The 18,777-nt window shown below is 69.6% G+C and carries 16 protein-coding genes; all 16 read right to left on the bottom strand.

What is annotated here, in order from left to right; all coding sequences use genetic code 11:
• Positions 1-115 precede the first annotated feature (115 nt).
• The 16 genes from Pla163_RS09700 to Pla163_RS09625 all read right to left on the bottom strand — a co-directional run bounded on the left by Pla163_RS09700 (position 116) and on the right by Pla163_RS09625 (position 18,708).
• Positions 116-514: a DoxX family protein gene (locus Pla163_RS09700; RefSeq protein ID WP_145187169.1), complete on the bottom strand. Its 399-nt coding sequence runs from the start codon at positions 512-514 to the stop codon at positions 116-118.
• Between the two features lie 81 nt (positions 515-595).
• Positions 596-2,536, bottom strand: coding sequence for an acetate--CoA ligase (gene acs / locus Pla163_RS09695; protein WP_145187166.1), 1,941 nt, complete (start codon positions 2,534-2,536; stop codon positions 596-598).
• Between the two features lie 167 nt (positions 2,537-2,703).
• On the bottom strand, positions 2,704-4,125 hold the full coding sequence (locus tag Pla163_RS09690) for a B12-binding domain-containing radical SAM protein (protein ID WP_145187163.1): 1,422 nt from the start codon (positions 4,123-4,125) through the stop codon (positions 2,704-2,706).
• A gap of 74 nt (positions 4,126-4,199) precedes the next feature.
• A complete protein-coding gene (pheT, locus tag Pla163_RS09685) occupies positions 4,200-6,644 on the bottom strand; it encodes a phenylalanine--tRNA ligase subunit beta (protein ID WP_145187160.1) in 2,445 nt (814 codons plus the stop codon).
• A gap of 33 nt (positions 6,645-6,677) precedes the next feature.
• The gene (gene pheS / locus Pla163_RS09680) at positions 6,678-7,715 is read right to left on the bottom strand and encodes a phenylalanine--tRNA ligase subunit alpha (RefSeq protein ID WP_145187157.1); all 1,038 of its coding nucleotides are present in this window, start codon (positions 7,713-7,715) and stop codon (positions 6,678-6,680) included.
• Positions 7,716-8,237: 522 nt separating this feature from the next.
• Complete coding sequence (gene rplT, locus Pla163_RS09675; RefSeq protein ID WP_145187154.1) at positions 8,238-8,600, bottom strand: 50S ribosomal protein L20; 363 nt, start codon at positions 8,598-8,600, stop codon at positions 8,238-8,240.
• A gap of 184 nt (positions 8,601-8,784) precedes the next feature.
• A complete protein-coding gene (locus Pla163_RS09670; RefSeq protein ID WP_419185760.1) occupies positions 8,785-8,964 on the bottom strand; it encodes a bL35 family ribosomal protein in 180 nt (59 codons plus the stop codon).
• 471 nt (positions 8,965-9,435) lie between these two features.
• A complete protein-coding gene (infC, locus tag Pla163_RS09665; protein WP_419186511.1) occupies positions 9,436-9,924 on the bottom strand; it encodes a translation initiation factor IF-3 in 489 nt (162 codons plus the stop codon).
• 316 nt (positions 9,925-10,240) lie between these two features.
• A complete protein-coding gene (gene aspS / locus Pla163_RS09660) occupies positions 10,241-12,091 on the bottom strand; it encodes an aspartate--tRNA ligase (protein ID WP_145187145.1) in 1,851 nt (616 codons plus the stop codon).
• 181 nt (positions 12,092-12,272) lie between these two features.
• Entirely contained in the window at positions 12,273-12,695 is a 423-nt protein-coding gene (atpC, locus tag Pla163_RS09655) for an ATP synthase F1 subunit epsilon (protein WP_145187142.1), read from the bottom strand.
• Positions 12,696-12,810: 115 nt separating this feature from the next.
• Positions 12,811-14,268, bottom strand: a complete 1,458-nt coding sequence (gene atpD / locus Pla163_RS09650) for a F0F1 ATP synthase subunit beta (protein WP_145187139.1) — start codon at positions 14,266-14,268, stop codon at positions 12,811-12,813.
• 135 nt (positions 14,269-14,403) lie between these two features.
• Positions 14,404-15,312, bottom strand: coding sequence for an ATP synthase F1 subunit gamma (gene atpG, locus Pla163_RS09645; RefSeq protein ID WP_145187136.1), 909 nt, complete (start codon positions 15,310-15,312; stop codon positions 14,404-14,406).
• A 60-nt stretch (positions 15,313-15,372) separates the two neighbouring features.
• The gene (gene atpA / locus Pla163_RS09640) at positions 15,373-16,938 is read right to left on the bottom strand and encodes a F0F1 ATP synthase subunit alpha (protein WP_145187133.1); all 1,566 of its coding nucleotides are present in this window, start codon (positions 16,936-16,938) and stop codon (positions 15,373-15,375) included.
• A 167-nt stretch (positions 16,939-17,105) separates the two neighbouring features.
• Entirely contained in the window at positions 17,106-17,654 is a 549-nt protein-coding gene (gene atpH, locus Pla163_RS09635) for an ATP synthase F1 subunit delta (protein WP_145187130.1), read from the bottom strand.
• 3 nt (positions 17,655-17,657) lie between these two features.
• Complete coding sequence (gene atpF, locus Pla163_RS09630) at positions 17,658-18,197, bottom strand: F0F1 ATP synthase subunit B (protein ID WP_145187127.1); 540 nt, start codon at positions 18,195-18,197, stop codon at positions 17,658-17,660.
• A gap of 256 nt (positions 18,198-18,453) precedes the next feature.
• On the bottom strand, positions 18,454-18,708 hold the full coding sequence (locus tag Pla163_RS09625; RefSeq protein ID WP_145187124.1) for an ATP synthase F0 subunit C: 255 nt from the start codon (positions 18,706-18,708) through the stop codon (positions 18,454-18,456).
• Positions 18,709-18,777 lie beyond the last annotated feature (69 nt).

Below are 18,777 nucleotides of genomic sequence, written 5' to 3'. Positions count from 1 at the left end.
TCCACGGGCTCGCGAACGGCGGAAGGCCGGAGCGCACGGGGGCTCCGGCCTTCCGTCGTCCGGTCGGGGGGCGCGCCCCGGCTTCCGCTCAACTGCGGAGGCGCTTCGCGAGCCCTCAGCAGGGGCCGGTGCCCGGCGTGAGCAGCGGCTTGAACGCGCTGCGGTACGCGAAGAAGCCCAGGTAGGCCTCGAGGGCGACGAAGACCAGCGCGATCGGGAGGCCGGCCGTGTCCCCCGCCGCGTGGAACAGGAGGATGTTGACCACGACCGGCGCCAGAACGACGAGTCCGAGCGGCACGAACACGCCGCTCAGGACCATGAGGCCACCGACGATCTCGGTCACGGCGAGCAGTTCCCAGAAGCGGACGCTGCTGTCGACCAGGGCGCCGATGAAGCGCGCGGCGCCTTCGTCGGAGAGCTCGGGGGGCGGCATGAAGTTCGCGAACTTGTTGATGCCGAAGACGACGAAGCCGCCGCCGAGCAGGATGCGAGCGATCAGTGTGAGCTTGTTCATGTGAGACCCAGGTGGAGATGGGGTGGTCGTGGGGTCGGAGCCGAACGAGTCGCGCTGGCGACCGACTCCCGCGCGGGCCCGTCAGTTCTCGCCGCGCAGCTTCGCCAGCACCGAGAGGTCCTCGATGGTGCTGGTGTCGCCGGTGCTCTCCCGGCCCGCTGCCACGTCGCGCAACAGGCGCCGCATGATCTTGCCGGAACGCGTCTTCGGCAGGGCTTCGGTGAAACGAATGTCGGCGGGTTTGGCGATCGCACCGATCTCCTTGGCCACGTACTCGCGCAGGACCTGCGCCAGCTCGTCCCCCACCTCGATGTTCGCGACGGGCGTGACGAACGCCACCACGGCCTCGCCGGTGACCTCGTCGGGGCGCGCGACCACCGCGGCCTCGACCACAGCGGGGTGCGCCACGAGGGCCGACTCGACCTCCATGGTCGAGAGCCGGTGGCCGGACACGTTCAGCACGTCGTCGACGCGCCCCATGATCCAGAAGTAGCCGTCAACGTCGCGCCGCGCTCCGTCTCCGGCGAAGTACATGCTTCCGAACTTGGACCAGTAGGTCTCGCGGTAGCGCTCGGGGTCGCCCCAGAGCCCGCGCAGCATCGACGGCCAGGGCTTGCGGATCACGAGCAGGCCGCCGTGGTTCGCCGGCAGTTCCACGCCGTTCTCGTCGACGATCGCGGCGTCCACGCCGAAGAACGGCACGGTGCACGAACCGGGCTTCGTCGGGATGCAGCCGGGCAGCGGCGTGAGCATGTGGCCGCCGGTCTCGGTCTGCCACCAGGTGTCCACGATCGGACAGCGATCCCCACCGATGTGCTCGCGGTACCACATCCAGGCCTCCGGATTGATCGGCTCACCGACGGTGCCGAGCAGACGCAGGCTGGACAGGTCGTAGCCGGCGGGGACGTCGTCGCCCCAGCGCATGAAGGTCCGGATCGCGGTCGGCGCCGTGTAGAAGATCGTGACGCCGTACTTCTGGACGAGCTCCCAGAAGCGCCCGGTGTGCGGCGCGTTCGGCGCGCCTTCGTACATGACCTGCGTGCAGCCGTTCGCCAGCGGTCCGTACACGATGTAGCTGTGCCCGGTGATCCAACCCACGTCGGCCGTGCACCAGAAGACGTCGTCGTCGCGCACGTCGAACACGTACTTCGTCGTCAGGTACGTGTGCAGCAGGTAGCCGGCCGTCGTGTGTTGGATGCCCTTGGGCCGTCCCGTCGAGCCCGAGGTGTACAGGATGAAGAGCGTGTCCTCGCTGTCCATCGGCTCGGGCGCGCACACGGCGGCGGCGCTCTTCACCGCCTCGTGGTACCAGACGTCCCGCGGGTTCCAGGCGACGTCGTTCTCGGTCCGCCGCACGACGAGCACGGTGTGGACCGCGTCGATGCCTTCGACCGCCTCGTCCACCGCCGGCTTGAGCGGCAGGACCTTCCCGCGTCGCCAGCCGCCGTCGGCCGTGATCACCGCGGTGCAGCCGCCGTCCTCGATCCGCTCGCGCAGGGCGTTGGCCGAGAAGCCACCGAAGACGACCGAGTGGATCGCGCCGATACGCGCGCAGGCCAAGCAGGCCATGGCGAGTTCGGGCACCATCGGCATGTAGATCGCCACGCGATCGCCCTTCTTCACGCCGCGGTCCAAAAGGACGTTCGCGAAGCGCTGGACCTCGGCGTGCAGCTCGGCGTAGGTGAACTCGCGCGTGTCGCCCGGTTCGCCCTCCCAGCGGATGGCGACTCGTTCGCCGCGGCCAGCCTCCACGTGCTGGTCGAGACAGACCGCGCTCGCGTTCAAGGTCCCGCCGCCGAACCAGCGCGCGAAGGGCGCGTTCGACCAGTCGAGGACCTCGGTGAACGGTTCGATCCAGGGCAGTTCGCGCGCGACCCGACCGAAGAAGGCCTCGGGGTCCGCGATCGACTCGGCGTACATGCGCCGGTAGGTCTCGATGTCGCCGATCCGGGCCTGTGACGCGAACTCGGCGCTGGGCGGGAAGGACCGATCTTCGTGGAGGATGTTCTCGATATCGCTCATCGAGGCATCCTAGGGCCCGGTCGCGCGCGGCGTCCAGGGCGCGCGACGGGGCGCGAACCGGCGTCGGGGAATCGCTCGGGTCGTCACGGGCGCTCGCGTGCGCTCCGAGTCGAGACCGGGGTCACCGTCGCCCGTGTCGAGCGCGCTCGGGACGACCGGCCGGGGGCTCAGGCGCGCCGACGGAAGAGCGTGAAGTAGCGCGCCACCTTGCCGGCCAGGCGCGCGGGGCTCTTGATCTCGCGCACGAAGCGGCGCGGGCGCAGGTAGAAGCGTCGGTAGGCCTCGCGGATCTTGGCCTCGATCTCCTCCTTCGTCATGTGCTCGTTGCCCTCGAGCGCCTGGAAGCCGGTCATCGTGGCGTAGTCGAAGTCGCGTTCGCCGCGCAGCATCTCGTACAGCGGCGTTCCGGGATAGGCCGTCACCGCGCAGAACTGCACCTGGTCCGGGTCGAGGCGATTGACCAGTTGGATGGTCTCCTCGACCATCGCCGGCGTCTCCTCGGGGAAGCCGATCATGCAGAAGGCGCGCGTCTCGATCCCGACGCGGCGGGCGGCGCGGAAGACTTCCTCGGCGCCCTCCAGGTCCTTGAGCTTGTTGCCGCAGTGCTTCTTCTGCATCTCGGCGTTGCCGCTCTCCACGCCGAGCGAGATGTGCCGGCACCCGGCGGCGGCCATCTTGGCGAGCAGCTCCGGATCGAGCACCTTGACCGCGGTCTCGCACTGCCACTCGATCTGCATGCCGCGCGCGATGATGCCGTCGCAGATCGCGTGGATGCGGTCCTTGCGCGTGGTGAAGATCGGGTCGCGGAAGACCACGTGCCGCAGTCCGTGGACGAAGTACAGGTCCTCGAGCTCCTTCAGCACGCTCTCGGGCGACCGGAAGCGGAAGCGCAGACCTTGGGCCAGCGTGTAGCCGCAGAACGAGCAGTTGAGCGGGCAACCGCGCGAGCTCTTGACCGTCGTGATCGGCCCCTCGATGCCGGGGAACCGGTAGGCGTGGTTGTCGAGCAGGTGGCGCGCGGGGATCGGCAGCGCGTCGAGGTCCGAGATCTTCTCGCGCTCGGGCTCGTGCACGATCTCGCCGTCGGCACGCGCGTAGGTCACGCCTTCGACGCCGGCGAAGCGCTGGCTCGCGAACGTCTCGCTGTCCTTGGCGCGGCGGACCAGATCGCGCACCGTGTACTCGGGCTCGCCGCGCACGACGCAGTCGACGCTGTCCTTCGAGAAGATCTCGCCCGGCGTGTAGGTCACCTGTGAACCGAGGATGGCGATCGGGCGACCGGTCGTCGTGCGCAGCTCGCGCGCCAGCGCCAGGTCGCGATCGAGCGACGTGCTCGACGAGTCGAGGCAGAAGAAGTCGGCGCCGCTCGCGACCAGTTCCTCCAGTGCGCCCGCCGCGTCCAGATCGCGCGCGTCGGCGTCGAGGATCACGACCTCGCAGCCGTCCTCCTCGAGCACGCTGGCCACGTGGGCCAGTTCGATCGGCGGGTAGAGCAGCCCTGGATTGACCGCCATGCCGAAGCCCCCCATCAGGCCGCGGGAGACGCGGAACTCGGGGGGGCTGGGCGGGTTGATGAGGACGACTTTCAAGGGCGTTGGTTTCCTGGGGCGGGGCCCTTCCAAGTCTACGCGCCCGGGCCCGCGCGGGTCGGACGCCTCACCCCCTACTGGCGCCGAAGTTCCGCGCCGGCCTGGGTCGCCATCCGTTCGAGACGGTCGAGGAACGTGTTCTGGTCCTTCTCGGTCAGGGTCCGGTCGGCCGCCTGCAGAACCACGTGCCAGGCGAGCGACTTACGACCGTCGCCGAGGCCCTCGCCGCGGTAGACGTCGAACAGCTCGGTCGAAGCCACCAGGCCCTTGCCGGCCTTCTCGATCAGGTCCATGACCTCGCGCGCGGGACGATCGCCGGGCGTGGCCAGGGCCACGTCGACCTTGACCCCGGGGAAGCGCGGGATCGGACGGTAGCTGGGCGGCGTGAGGCCGAGCTCGAGCAGAGCGTCGAGGCAGACCTCGGCCACGGCCACGTCGGCACCGTCGCACAGGCGGGCCGCCGCGCGCGGATCGAGCGCTCCGACGAGGCCGACGCTCGAACCGCCGACCTGGATGGCCATGCGCCGGCGCGGGTGGGCCCAGGCGTGGTCGTCCGGGGTGACGACCGGGGCGGCGACGAAATCGACCGCGCCCGCGCCCGTTCGACCGAGAGCGTCGGTGAGTAGCGTCTGCAGCTCGCCGAGAGTGGCGGACGGCGACGGGGAACCGCTCGCGTTCGCGCGCGCGAGCACGAGGGCGAGGCGGTGCACCTCGTGCGGCTGACCGCGCTCGTCGAGCTGCTCGGGGCGCGTGCCCTTGCCGATCTCGAACAGACGGACCTCGGAACGCTGGGCCAGGTTCGTCTCCAGCTTGCCGATCAGGCTGGGCGCCACCGAGCGACGGATGCGCGCCATGCCTTCGGCCACCGGGTTGACCGCGATCGCGTAGGGCAGCGCGCCGAGACCGAGCGCCGAGACGAGGCTCTCGTCGACGAACGAGTACGTCAGCGCTTCGTGGAAACGTCCGGTGCCGCTGAGGCGGTCGGCGAGCAGGCGCACGAGCTCGCGCCGGCGGTCGCGCGGCGCGGGCGCGACGGGCGCGAGCATCGGCGTCGAGACGATCGTGTCGTAGCCGAGCACGCGACCGACCTCTTCGACCAGGTCCTCTTCGATGGTGAGGTCCTTGGTGGCGCGGCGCGCGGGCACCGTCACGCGCCAGGTGTCGGGCGTCCTGCGTTCCACGGCGAGGTCGAGGCTCTCGAAGATGCTCGCGATGCGTTCGTCGTCCACGGGCGTCCCCAAGAGGTGGCGCACGCGCTGCGGTCGCACGTCGATCGTGCGCGTCGGATCGGTCCACGTTCCGCCCTCGACGACCGGGCCGGCGACCGTGACGTCGGGCTGGATCGAACGCAGGACCTGCACCACGTGGCCGGCGGCGGTCAGCGGGAGGAGCGGATCGAGGTGCTTCTCGAAGCGCGTCGACGAATCGGTGCGCAGGCCGACGCGGGCCGCCGTGCGCCGCACGACGGACGGATCGAAGCAGGCCACTTCGAGCAGCAGTTCGGTCGTCCCCTCGGCCACCTTGCTGCCTGCGCCTCCCATCACGCCGGCGAGCGCCACGGGTTCGTCGCCGGCGCAGATCAGCATGTCGTCGGTCGTGAGCGCGCGTTCGACGCCGTCGAGCGTCGCCATCGTCTCCCCCGCCCGCGCACCGCGCACGACGATCGGGCGCCCACCGAGCGCTCGACGGTCGAAGAGGTGGTTGGGCTGGCCGATGTCGAGCATCACGAAGTTCGACGTGTCGACGAGCAGGTCGATCGGGCGCTGACCGACGGCCAGGAGCAGCATGCGCAGCCAGCGCGGCGACTCGGTCGCGCGGACGCCGTCGATCGCGACGGCCACGTAGCGCGAACAGCCCGGGTGCTGGACGTCGACCTGGACCGTCGCCGCGCCGCTCGGGGTGGGCAGCGCCGTATCGAGCGGTCGCAGGGCGCGCCCCGTCAGTGCGGCGATCTCGCGCGCGATACCGCGGTGTCCCCACAGGTCGGGGCGGTGCGTCAGCGACTTGTTGTCGATCTCGATCACCCAGTCGTCGACCTCGAGCGCCGCCGCCACGGGCGTTCCGACCGGTGCCGCGACGGGCGCGTCGGCGTCCAGGACCCAGATGCCGTCGTGGTCGTCGCCGAGCCCGAGCTCGCGCACCGAGCAGATCATCCCGACCGACTCGACGCCGCGGATCTTGCTCTTCTTGATCTTGAAGTCGCCGGGCAGCACCGAGCCGATGCGCGCGACGGCGACCTTCTGACCGGCGGCCACGTTCGGCGCACCGCACACGATCTGGAGCGGCTCCGTACCACCCGCGTGCGCACCGACGTCGACGCGGCACACGCCCAGCTTGTCCGCGTCCGGATGCTGGACCCGCTCGAGGACGTGTCCGACGACGACCTCCGACAGAGCGGGCGCGAAGGGTTCGACGCCCTCGACCTCGGCGGTGTGCAGCGTGAGGAGTTCGGCCACGCGGTGCGCGTCGAGCCCTTCGAGATCGACGTGGCGAGCGAGCCAGCGGTAGGAGATCAACATGACGACAGGTTCGGTGCGTGCGCGCTGGCGGGATCAGAACTGCTCGAGGAAGCGCACGTCGGCGCCCATCAGATGACGGATGTCGTCCAGGCCGTAGCGCAGCATCACGAGCCGCGACAGGCCGAGTCCGAAGGCGAAGCCGCTGTACCGCTCCGGATCGATGCCGCCCGCGCGCAGCACGTTCGGGTGGACGAGGCCGCAGGGGCACAGCTCGATCCAACGGGACTGCTTGCAGACGCGGCAGCCGCTCTCGCAGAACGGGCAGCGCGCGTCGAGCTCGAAGCCCGGCTCGACGAACGGGAAGTAGCCCGGGCGCAGGCGCACGTCGAGATCGCGCTCGAAGACCTCGCGCAGGAACGTCTTCATCGTTCCGATCAGGTGGGCGACGCTGATGCCGTCGCCGACGACGAGGCCCTCCATCTGGTGGAAGGTGTGTTCGTGCGTGGCGTCGGTCGTCTCCTGGCGGAACACGCGTCCCGGAGCGATCGCGCGGAACGGCGGCTCGAGGCGTTCCATCGCGCGCACCTGGACGGGCGACGTGTGCGTGCGCATGACCAGGGCCCCACTCGTGTCCGAACGGTCGCCGCTGGCGGACACGAAGAACGTGTCCTGCATGTCGCGCGCGGGGTGGTCCTTCGGGATGTTGAGCGCTTCGAAGTTGTAGTGGTCGAGCTCGACCTCGGGGCCGTCGAGCACGTGGTAGCCCATGGAGGAGAAGATCTCCTCGAGACGCCGGGCAGCCTGGGTGATCGGGTGCAGGCTGCCGGCGTCGAGCGGCCGCGCGGGGATCGTGGGGTCGAAGTCGGGCGCCGCGAGCTCGGCCTCGAGCTGCGCGCCGTCCAGCGCGGCGCGGCGCGACTCGAGGGCCTCGGTCACCGCGCGCTTGAGGGCGTTCGCGCCCTGCCCCGCCGCCTTGCGCTCGGTCGGTGGCAGGGTCGGGATGCTCGCGAGCAGATCGGCCACCACGCCGCCCTTCTCGAGGTACTCGCGCTCGATGGCGCGCAGGGCGTCCGCGTCCGTGGCCTCGGCGATGCGGGACCGGACGGTGCGTTCGTGGGCTTCGATGTCCATGGGGCGAACGGGAACGCGTCGCTGGCGTTCCGAGGGGGCGTCGAGTTGACGAGGGGCCCGCGCCGTCGGCGGGAGGCGCAGGGTAGCGCGCGGGTGCGGGTGCGCAGTGACGGGAAGGGAGCTGGATCGCTCCCGGGGCTCGGACGGCGGAATCGGCCTGCTGCGGCGCGCTACGGCGCGTGCGGCCGAACGTCGCTCTGTGAGTCGAAGGACGGCGCGGCCCGCGGTTCGACGGTCCGTCCGCGCGCGTTCTCGTGCTCGGCGCCACCCTCGCGTCGATCGGGCGCGTCGATCGGCCGTGTGGATCGGTCGTGTGGATCGGTCGTGTGGATCGGTCGTGTCCGCCGGTCCCGTCCAACGGCCGGTTCCGACGGCCGGTTCCGACGGGGGCGTGCGGCGCACACCGAAGCCCTTCGCGAACGCCGAACGGCCGATCCGCGTGTGCGTCTCGGCCGTTCGGCGCGCGGGCGGCACGTGCTTCGGACCCGAGGGCCCGGACGCGCACCGCGGTGGTGCTGGCCGTCAGCGTGCGGCGAGCGCCTCCTTGGCCTGGTCGACGATGGCGTCGAAGGCGGCGGGGTCGTGGATCGCGAGCTCGCTCAACTGCTTGCGGTTGAGCTCGATCTCGGTCTTGGTGAGACCGCTCATCAGGCTCGAGTAGTTGATGCCGCGCTGGCGAGCCGCCGCGTTGATCCGGATGATCCAGAGGCGGCGGAACTGGCGCTTGCGCTGCTTGCGGTCGCGGAAGGCGAAGGCCCACGAGCGCAGCAGCGTCTCGCGGACGGTGCGCCAGAGCTTGGAGCGCCCGCCGCGGAAGCCACGGGCCTGTTTGAAGTAGCGGTTCTTCTTCTGTCGGCGCGGGGCGCCGTAGGTGACACGTACCATGTCGCAATTCCTGCCGAGTGTCGGCGGTCGTTCGTGTTCTTGGAGTTCTGGTTCGTCGAAGTGACGTGAGTCCGCTCCGGGACTCGCTGGATCGGACGCGCGCGGTCCGACCACTGGTGCTGGGGCAATGTGGGCGCAGCCCAAAGGGGCCGGTCGGTCGCAGCCTCGATGGGCCGCTCGGCGCTCACATCATCCGCTTCATCAGCACCGCCCAGGTGCCTGAGATCACGAGCGGCTTGCGCTTGCCGCGGCGAGCCTTCCCGTTCTTCGGCGCGTGCATGTGGCCACGCGCCGTCTTGTTGGCGATCAGCTTGCCGTTCTTGGTCGTGCGAAAGCGCTTCTTGACGGAGCCTTTCGATTTCATCTTGGGCATGTGGAACTCCTCGTGTTTGGCGCTCGAGCGTGTCGAGTGCCGAAGGACCAGGCCCTGTTCGCAGGCGTGCCCGCACCGCTCACAGGAGTCAGGGGCGACCACCACGACGGCGGGCGCTCCCGAACTTTCGGGGGGACCAGACTACTCGAAGCGAGGCGCGGGTCAAGCCTCGGCGCCCGGCCACGGGGCCCTGGGACCCGGATCGGGCGTCTCCGCCGGTCGCCTCGTGGGACGAGGCGGTCCGCGCTCCGGACTCCGCCGGCGCTGGGCGGAGCCGCCGTCCGGCCTCGCCTCCCCCAGCCACAGCCGCAGTCCACAGCCGCAGTCCACAGCCGCAGCCCCACAGCCGCAGCCCCGAAGTCGCAGCCCCGAAGTCGGACGAGCCACCGCGCGAGACCTCGTGGGTCCCGCGCGGTGGCTCGGCCGTGCGGACGGACAACCGTGAAGGAGGTCCGCGCGAGCTCAGCGCTTGGCGAGCATCATCGTCATCCGGTTGCCGTTCATCTTCGCCGGCGACTCCACCTTGGAGACGTCCGCGAGGAACTCGGCCACCTGACGCATGACTTCGTAGCCATGCTCGGGGTGCGCCATCTGGCGTCCCCGGAAGATGCAGACCACCTGCACCTTGTTGCCTTCCTCGAGGAAGCGACGGCCGTTGACGAGTCGGTACTCGAGGTCGTGCTTGTCGATGGCCGGTCGAACGCGCAATTCCTTGAGGCCGCCAGCGGCCGACTTCTTCGTCGATCCGCGCTCCTTCTTGCGCTGCAGATACTTGAACTTGCCGTAGTCCATGATCCGGCAGACGGGCGGCCTCGCCTGGGGCGACACCTCGACCAGGTCGAGGTTGGCCTCGTCGGCCATGCGTCGGGCGTCGTCGGCGTTGACGACTCCGACCTGCTCACCGTCCTTGTCGATCAGGCGGACCTCACGGACGCGGATCTGACGGTTGATGCGGAACTGCGGGCCCGTGGGTCGGGCTTGGGGTCTCGGTGCGCGGCGTACGGCGTTTTCTCCTTGGATTCGAGCGGCAGGTGGCCGCGGATAGGGTGTGCGGAACCGGATCGGTCGTCGCGAAGAGCGAGACCGGGTATCCGCACGGGCTCGTCCGAGCCCTCGTTTCGGGCGTCAGAGTAGCCGATGGATCGGTTTCGGTGGTACGGACGGACCGCCCCAACGACGAAAGTTGTGCGAAAGCGGCGCGAAGCCCGGAGCGGGACCGGACCCGGGGCGAACGGCCTCGGAGCAGGTCCCCAGGACCGGTCCCGACTCAGGCCCCGGCCGGGGAGGCCGCCCCACCCTCGGCGGTCCGACCGCGACCGGCGCGGGCCACGTGGACCTCGGCCAGTTGACGATCGGGGACCGGTGAAGGTGCCCCACACATCAGATCGGTCGCGGAGGTGGTCTTGGGGAAGGCGATCACGTCGCGGATTCCCTCGAGGCCCAGGGTGAGCGCGACGACGCGGTCGAGCCCCATCGCGAACCCGCCGTGCGGCGGTGCGCCACTGCCGAGGGCGTCCAGCAGGAACCCGAACTTGGCCCGCGCCTCCTGTGGCGAGATCCCCAGCTGGTCGAAGATCCGCGCCTGGAGCTTCTGGTCGTGGATCCGGATCGAGCCCGAGCCGAGCTCCCAACCGTTCAGCACCAGGTCGTAGGCCCGGCTCATCAGTTCGCCCTGATCGCCGGCCAGCGTGGGATCGACCGGGGCCGTGAACGGGTGGTGCGCGCTCATGAAGGCGCCGGTCTCCTCGTCCCACTCGTACATGGGGAAGTCGACCACCCAGGCGAAGCAGTAGTGCTCGGCCGCGGTGTGTCCCTTCGGGATCAACTCCAGGCGGCGGGCGCAATCGGTGCGCAGGGCGCCGAGGACCTTCCAGACGAGACGCTGCTCGCCGGCACAGAAGAGCACGAGGTCGCCCTCGCCACCGCCGAGACGGGCCAACAGGTCGGCACCCGAGTCTCCTTCGCAGAAACGCGCGACCGGGCCGGCTCCCCCGCCGCTCTCGCCCGGCTTCCACCAGGCCAGTCCCTGGGCGCCGAGCTCCTTGGCGCGGGACTCGAGCGTCTTCATCTGACCGCGGCTGATCGCCGAGCCCCCGCCGGGGACGCAGATCGCCATGACGCGGCCGTTCTTCTCGGCCAGCGCGCCCTCGAAGACCTTGAACCCGCTGAGCGGGACCCACTGGGCCAGGTCGACGAGCTCGAGGCCGTAGCGCAGATCGGGCTTGTCGGATCCGAAGCGGTCCATCGCCTCGCGCCAGGTCAGGCGCGCGAACGGCGTCGCGAGCTGGATGCCCATGACCTCGTCGAAGACGCTGGCCATGACCTTCTCCCAGGCCTCGAACACGTCGTCCTCGGCCACGAACGACATCTCCATGTCGAGCTGGGTGAACTCCGGCTGGCGGTCCGCGCGCAGGTCCTCGTCGCGGAAACAGCGCGCCACCTGGAAGTAGCGGTCGAGCCCCGAGACCATCAGGATCTGCTTGAAGATCTGCGGGCTCTGCGGGAGCGCGTAGAACTCGCCCGGGTGGACGCGCGAAGGCACCAGGTAGTCGCGCGCGCCCTCGGGCGTGGCCTTCGTGAGGATGGGCGTTTCGACCTCGACGAAGTCCTGGGCCTCGAACGCGCGCCGCATCGCGCCGATGAAGCGCGAACGGTGGATCAGGTTGCGCGTCATCTCGGGCCGCCTCAGGTCCACGTGCCGGTGACGCAGCCGGATCTCGACGGCGGTCTCGATCCCGTCATCGACCTCGAACGGCGGAACCGTCGCCTGGCTGAGCACGACGAGCTCCTTCACGCGCACCTCGACCTCGCCCGTGGGGAGTTCGGCGTTCGCGTTGCCGGACTCGCGCGCGACGACTTCGCCCGTGATCGCGACGACCCACTCGGTCGAGAACTGCGTGCGGTCCGACAGTTCGGTGGCCAGCGTCACCTGGGTCATGCCGTAGCGATCGCGCAGGTCGACGAAGTAGATCCCGCCGTGGTCCCGGCGACCGGCCACCCAGCCGTTCAGCGTGACCGTGCTTCCGATGTGGGAGCTGCGCAGCTCGCCACAGGTGTGGGTGCGCCGCCAACTGGCTCGCGAGCCGGTCGCGAGGGTCTGCGTGGAATCGGTGGTCATGGGTTCGATCGCGTGGAGCGGAGCGTGAGGGGCGCGTACCAACGAGCGAGGCGCCGCTGGCGCGGCGCCTCCCCTGCTCCCTCGGTGGAGGACCAAGATGCTTCGTCGGAGGAACGGCCTCCTTCGATGAGAGTGGCACCGCTCGATTGTGGAACGGCCCGCTCGGAAGGTCGCGCGCGACCTAGTCGAGGTAGCTGCGCGCGCGCAGGCGCATGATCGCACGGCGCATCGCCAGCTCGGCCTTCAGCACGTCGGCGTCCGAGAGGTTGTCCCGCCGCACGGCGTCCAGACGCTCGCGGGCGCGCTTCTCGGCGGCGCGTGCGCGCTCCTCGTCGATCTCCTCGGCCAGCTCACCCGCGCGCGTGATGACGCGAACGGTTCCGCCCTGGACCTCGGCGAACCCGCCATTCACGAACAGCGGCTTCCGTCGGCCGGACGCGTCCGTGTAGAGCAGGATCCCGGTCTCGAGGCCAGCGATCATGTGCGCGTGGCGCGGCAGGATGCCGAGGGATCCGTCCAGGCCCGGGAGCCGGACCGACTGCACCTGTTCGTCGAGAGCGACGGACTCGGGAGTGATGACGCGCAGGGTCAGGGTGGCGGCCATGGAAGGTCGAGTGGACGGAGGGAGCGGGTCGGGAGCGGACGGTCGTGGCGGGCGGAGCGGTGTGAGGTCCGACGCGCACGCTGCGGCGCGCCCCCCGGACCTCGGCGTTCCCGAGTCAGTTGTTCATCTTCGAGGCGGCGGCGAGCACCGACTCGATACCGGCCTTGTACATGAAGGCCGACTCGGGCACGGCGTCGTGCTTGCCCTCGACGATCTCCTTGAAGGAGCGCACGGTGTCCTCGCGCGGGACGAAGACGCCCGGCGTGCCCGTGAACTGCTCGGCCACGAAGAACGGCTGGGAGAGGAAGCGCTGGATGCGACGCGCGCGGGCGACGACCTGCTTGTCCTCGTCCGACAGTTCCTCGACGCCGAGGATCGCGATGATGTCCTTGAGGTCGGCGTAGCGCTGGAGGATCCGCTGGACCTCACGGGCGACGTTGTAGTGCTCCTCGCCGACGACCTGCGGGTCGAGCATGCGGGAGGTCGACTTGAGCGGGTCCACCGCGGGGTAGATGCCGAGCTCGGCGATCGAACGCTCGAGGAGGATCGTCGAGTCGAGGTGGGCGAAGGTCGCGACCGGCGCCGGGTCGGTGATGTCGTCGGCGGGCACGTAGACGGCCTGCATCGACGTGACCGAACCCTTCTTCGTGGAGGTGATGCGCTCCTGCAGAGCGCCCATCTCGCTGGACATCGTCGGCTGGTAACCCACGGCCGAGGGCATGCGGCCCAGGAGCGCGGACACCTCGGAACCGGCCTGCACGAAGCGGAAGATGTTGTCGACGAACAGGAGCACGTCCTGGCCGCGGACGTCGCGGAAGTGCTCGGCCATCGTCAGGCCGGAAAGCGCGACACGGAGACGGGCTCCGGGGGGCTCGTTCATCTGACCGAACACGAGCACGGCGTTGTCGATGACGCTCTGGACCTCGCCCTCGGGGGTCGTGTACTGGGCCTCGGTCATCTCGAGCCACAGGTCGTTGCCCTCGCGGGTGCGCTCACCGACGCCGCAGAAGACACTGAATCCGCCCTTCTCGACGGCCGTGATCCGGATCAGCTCCTGGATGAGCACGGTCTTGCCGACGCCCGCACCACCGAACAGGCCGATCTTGCCGCCCTTCGCGAAGGGGCAGAGCAGGTCGACGACCTTGAGACCTGTCTCGAAGACCTCACTGATGGCCTCCTGCTCGTCGAAGGCCGGAGCGGCCCGGTGGATCGGCGCCATGTCGCCAGCGGCCACGTCGCCGCGGGTGCGGCTGTCGAGGGCCTCACCGAGCAGGTTGAAGATCCGCCCCTTCGTGCGGTCCCCCACCGGAACCATGATCGGCGCGCCGGTGTCGTGCACGGCGATGCCGCGGCGCAGACCGTCCGTCGAGGCCATGGCCACGCAGCGAACCACGTTGTTGCCCAGGTGCTGGGCGACCTCGAGGGTGATCTTCACGTCGCGCTCGGCGTCGGTGATCTTGAGCGCGTTGAAGATGGCCGGAAGCTTGCCCGACTCGAAGCGGACGTCGACGACCGGTCCGAAGACCTGGGCGACTTCACCGGTGGCGTGGGTGGCGTTGGTGGCGGTGCTCATTGCAGTGCCGCTCGCGGTGGAGCGGGTTCGGTGAGAGGTGGCGGTGAGCGAGCGGGCCAGGGGGCCGGGCGCTCGGGACGCGTCTCGTGAGAGGAGTTCGGTGTGCGGTGGTGGAAGCCGGAGGGCGGGTGCGGATCAGCGCTGGGCTTCGACGCCGCCGACGATGTCGAGGAGGTCCATCGTGATGCCCTCCTGACGCTTGCGGTTGTAGACCATCTTGAGCGCGGCCTGCATGTCGCTGGCCGCGTCGGTGGCGTTCTTCATCGAGAAGCGACGGCTCGCGTACTCGGAGGTGAGCGACTCGAGCAGCGCGCTGTAGACGCGCGTCTCGAGGTAGCGCGGCACCAGCGACTCGAAGATCGCCTCGGCGTCGGGCTCGAGGATGATGTCGCCCGAGAGGTTCTCGGCCTCGTCCTCGGCCTCCTCCTGGGTGCGTCCGGTCGGCGCCAGCGTGGCGGCCGAGATCGGCAGGAAGGGCACGACCTCGGGCTCGTAGCGAACCATCGACTTGAAGGTCGTGAAGAGGATCTTCGCCTCGCGGTACTCGCCCGAGAGGAACGCGTCGATGACGGCCTTGGTCGTCGTCGCCGCGTTGTTGAAGTCGATCTCCTCGAGGGGCGGTTCGACGATGAATCGCGCGATGTTGTAGCCGCGCTTGGAGAGGTACTGGTACCCGCGACGGCCGTAGACGAAGAAGTCGATCTGGTCCTTCTCCAGGCCGCTCGCGCGGACCCAGGCCTCGAGCACGCGGAACGCGTTCGAGTTGTAGGCGCCGCACAGTCCGCGGTCCGAGCTGACGAGCAGCATGGCCACCTTGTCGCCCGCACCCTCGCGGAACAGCGGCATCTCGCCCACCTCTTCACCGAGCACGCCCGACAGACGTCCGACGAGCGCGGTGATTTCCTCGGCGTACGGACGCGAGGCCACGGCACGGTCCTGGAAACGGCGCAACTTGGTGGTTGCGACCATCTCCATCGCGCGCGTGATCTGCTTGATGTTGCCGACGGACTTGATCCGTCCGCGCAGTTCGCGAATTCCGGCCATGGGGAGCTTGTGGGCGTTCCGAGGTGGTGGGACCGAGGTGGAAGGTGCGGCGACCCGGGATCAGCCGAGCAGTTCGATCGTGCGCTTGGCGGCGTCGTCGAGCTTGGCCTTGCCCTCGTCGGACAGCTTCTTCGTGTCGAGGATCTCGGCCGGAACTTCCGGGAACGAGTCGTGGATCAGCTCGAGGTAGGCCTTCTCGAACTCGACCACGCGGCTGGCGGCGAGCTTGTCGAGCGCACCCGAGGTACCGGCGTAGATGACCATGATCTGGTCCTCGACGGCGACCGGCACGTACTGGCCCTGCTTGAGGATCTCCACCAGACGCTCACCGCGGGTGAGGATCTGCTGGGTGGCCTTGTCCAGGTCGGAACCGAACTGGGCGAAGGCTTGCAGCGAGCGGTACTGGGCCAGCTCGAGGCGCAGACCACCGGCGATCTTCTTCATCGCGGGCAGCTGGGCGGCACCACCCACGCGCGACACCGAGATACCGGCGTTCACGGCCGGGCGGACACCCGAGTTGAACAGGTCGGACTCGAGGAAGATCTGCCCGTCCGTGATCGAGATCACGTTGGTCGGGATGTAGGCCGAGACGTCGCCCTCCTGGGTCTCGACGACCGGGAGCGCGGTGATCGAACCGCCGCCCTTCTTGTAGCGCGGGTTGATCTCGGGCGCGTTGTCGGCGAGCTTCGCGGCGCGCTCGAGCAGACGGCTGTGCAGGTTGAACACGTCGCCGGGGAACGCCTCGCGGCCCGGGGGACGACGCAGCAGCAGCATGACCTGACGGTAGGCCAGCGCCTGCTTGTACAGGTCGTCGTACATGATCAGGACGTGGCGACCTTCGTCGCGGAAGCGCTCGGCCATCGTGCAGCCGGCGTAGGCGCCCAGGTACTGCATCGAGGCCTCGTCCATGGCCGAGGCCGACACGACGATCGTGTACGGCATGGCGCCGGCGGCCTCGAGGCGGTTGACCACGTCCACGACCGTGGACTGCTTCTGGCCCATGGCGACGTAGACGCAGAGCACCTGCTCCGGGTTGCTCGGGTCGCCGCCGCCGGTGAGCTTCTGGTTGATGATCGCGTCGATCATCAGCGCCGTCTTGCCGGTCTGGCGGTCGCCGATGATCAGCTCGCGCTGGCCGCGGCCGATCGGGATCATGGCGTCGATCGCCTTGATGCCGGTCTGCATCGGCTCGGTGACGGGCTGGCGCTCCACCACGGACGGGGCCGGCTGCTCGATCGGGAGGTAGTCGCTCTCGGTCACCGCGAGGGCGCCGCGGCCGTCGACCGGATCGCCGAGGGCGTTGACGACGCGGCCCAGGAGGCTGTCACCGGTCGGCACCGAGATGATGCGCCCGGTGCCCTTGACGGTGCCGCCTTCCTTGACCTTGGCGGCGTCGCCGAGGAGCACGCAGCCGACGTTGTCCTCTTCGAGGTTCAGTGCGACACCACGAACGCCACCCTCGAATTCGAGGAGCTCGTTCATCATGCAGTCGCCGAGTCCCCAGACGCGGGCGACGCCGTCGCCGACCGTGAGGACGGTGCCGACGCTCTGCATGTTGCTGTCACCGCCGTAGCTCTCGATTTCCTTCTCGAGGATCGACGTGACCTCTGCGGGGCGGAGATCCATGGTTCAGTTCCCTGGTGTGCGGCCGGCCGTTCGACGGCGCGGCGGGTTGTGGTGCGTGGTGTTCTTGATCGAGCGTCCGAGCGTCGGACCCTCGAGGGGCGTTGGTGCCGTTCGGTCCGTGGGCGTTCAACCCCGTGGCCGACCGGCGGGCGGTCAGCGGCCGGCGGTCAGCGGCCGGCGGTCAGCGGGACGCGCATGAGTCGCTCGCGCAGGTCGTCGAGGCGTCCCTGCACGGTCAGATCGAGCATCGAGCTTCCGACGGTGACGCGCACGCCTCCGATCAGCGAGGCGTCGATGCGGTTGTCCAGTTGGACGGTCTTGCCGAGGCGCGCCGACAGGTTCGTCGCCAGGCTGGCGATCTCGCCGTGATCGAGCGGGCGCGCCGATTCGACGACCCCTTCGACCACGCCGTCCTCGGCCATCTGGCGCAGGCGGAAGGCTTCACCGAGTTCGAGCAGCACCGCCTCGCGTCCCTTGGAGAAGCACAGGCGCGCGAACTTCGTCGTCAGCGCATGGGCTCCCGACAGGGTGCCGAGCAGGGCGGCTTCGCGCTTGTCCCGGTCGACCCTGGGGTTGAGCAGGAAGTGCGAGGCCTTCTCGCCGCCGATGGCCTTGGCGAGCTCGCTCACGTCCGACGCCACCGCGTCCAGCGCACCCTCGCGGGCGGCCAGGTTGTAGAGGGCGTCGGCGTAGCGCTGTGCGACTTGTCCGATCATCGATCAGGCTCCCGAGCCCGAACGGGATCCGCTCGCGACGAACGACTCCACCAGACGGCGGTCGTCCTCGCTGCCGACGTTGCGCTCGAGCACCTTGGAGGCGGCTCCGATGGACAGTTGGACGACCTCGTCGCGGATGGCGGCGAGCGCCTTGTCCTTCTCGGCCCGGATCTGCGCGCTGGCGGCGCTCAGAAGGGCGTTCGCCTCTTCCTTGGCCTTGTCGACGATCTCGCGTTCGCGAACCTCGCCGCGCTCGCGGGCACCCTGGAGGATGCGCTGGGCCTCGGCCCGGGCTTCACCCAGCTTGACCTCGACCTCGGCCCGGGCGCTCTCGGCGTCCGCACTGGCCTGTTCGGCACGGGAGACGAGCGAGTTCGCCCGTTCGTCGCGCTCGTAGAGGGCGCGCGTGATCGGACCCATCACCATCTTCCAGATGAGGGGCAACGAGATCAGGAAGATCAGCCAGGTCCAGACCGCTCCACCGGCGCCGGAGGGATCCAGCGGGTTGAAGCCATCGGCGGCGAGGAGGGGGAAGAAGGGCATGGCGGGTGCCGAGCGGTTCGGTCGTGGAGCGGGTCGGTCGTGGATCCGCCTCGAGTGGCGAGCGTCCGGGGTGGACGCGGACCCAGCGGATGGAGGCGGGTGTTCGTTCAGCCGTGCCGAAGGACCCGCGGAGCGTCCGACCACGTGGTCGTGACGGACGCTCCGCGCTCCGGTCTCGGCCCGGTGATCACGCGCGCGCCGTGGCCGCGGGGGCCGGGCGCGTGGCGATCACGCGAGCCACTCCCAGCGCACTCTCTCAGAGAGCGGCGAGCAGCGTGACGACGACGGCGAAGAGGGCCACACCCTCGATCAGCGCCGCCAGAAGGAGCGAACCGCCGCGAATCTCGCTGGCAGCTTCCGGCTGACGGGCGATGCCCTCGGCCTGGGCCGCACCGATCTTGCCGATGCCGAGGCCGGCGCCCAGCGGGGCGAGGCCGGCGCCGATACCGGCACCCATCTTGGCGAGGCTGTAACCGGCGTCGACCGCTTCGGGGGAAAGCTCTTGGATCATCTGTGATGGAGGTGGTGGCCGCGAGGCCAGTGGGAGTCGAATGTGGAGTCTTGGAGTTGGTCGGACCGC

This window comes from Rohdeia mirabilis (genome assembly GCA_007750655.1).
Lineage (GTDB): Bacteria > Planctomycetota > UBA1135 > UBA1135.
The sequence above is the reverse complement of the archived record's forward strand: the minus strand, read 5'-3'. Positions and strand labels throughout refer to the sequence as shown.

Excerpts from the sequence above, each read along its gene's own strand:
- Pla163_RS09700 (WP_145187169.1), bottom strand. The coding sequence starts at position 514 with ATGAACAAGCTCACACTGATCGCTCGCATCCTGCTCGGCGGCGGCTTC.
- acs (WP_145187166.1), bottom strand. The coding sequence starts at position 2,536 with ATGAGCGATATCGAGAACATCCTCCACGAAGATCGGTCCTTCCCGCCC.
- pheT (WP_145187160.1), bottom strand. The coding sequence starts at position 6,644 with ATGTTGATCTCCTACCGCTGGCTCGCTCGCCACGTCGATCTCGAAGGG.
- pheS (WP_145187157.1), bottom strand. The coding sequence starts at position 7,715 with ATGGACATCGAAGCCCACGAACGCACCGTCCGGTCCCGCATCGCCGAG.
- rplT (WP_145187154.1), bottom strand. The coding sequence starts at position 8,600 with ATGGTACGTGTCACCTACGGCGCCCCGCGCCGACAGAAGAAGAACCGC.
- Pla163_RS09670 (WP_419185760.1), bottom strand. The coding sequence starts at position 8,964 with ATGAAATCGAAAGGCTCCGTCAAGAAGCGCTTTCGCACGACCAAGAAC.
- aspS (WP_145187145.1), bottom strand. The coding sequence starts at position 12,091 with ATGACCACCGATTCCACGCAGACCCTCGCGACCGGCTCGCGAGCCAGT.
- atpC (WP_145187142.1), bottom strand. The coding sequence starts at position 12,695 with ATGGCCGCCACCCTGACCCTGCGCGTCATCACTCCCGAGTCCGTCGCT.
- atpD (WP_145187139.1), bottom strand. The coding sequence starts at position 14,268 with ATGAGCACCGCCACCAACGCCACCCACGCCACCGGTGAAGTCGCCCAG.
- atpG (WP_145187136.1), bottom strand. The coding sequence starts at position 15,312 with ATGGCCGGAATTCGCGAACTGCGCGGACGGATCAAGTCCGTCGGCAAC.
- atpA (WP_145187133.1), bottom strand. The coding sequence starts at position 16,938 with ATGGATCTCCGCCCCGCAGAGGTCACGTCGATCCTCGAGAAGGAAATC.
- atpH (WP_145187130.1), bottom strand. The coding sequence starts at position 17,654 with ATGATCGGACAAGTCGCACAGCGCTACGCCGACGCCCTCTACAACCTG.
- atpF (WP_145187127.1), bottom strand. The coding sequence starts at position 18,197 with ATGCCCTTCTTCCCCCTCCTCGCCGCCGATGGCTTCAACCCGCTGGAT.
- Pla163_RS09625 (WP_145187124.1), bottom strand. The coding sequence starts at position 18,708 with ATGATCCAAGAGCTTTCCCCCGAAGCGGTCGACGCCGGTTACAGCCTC.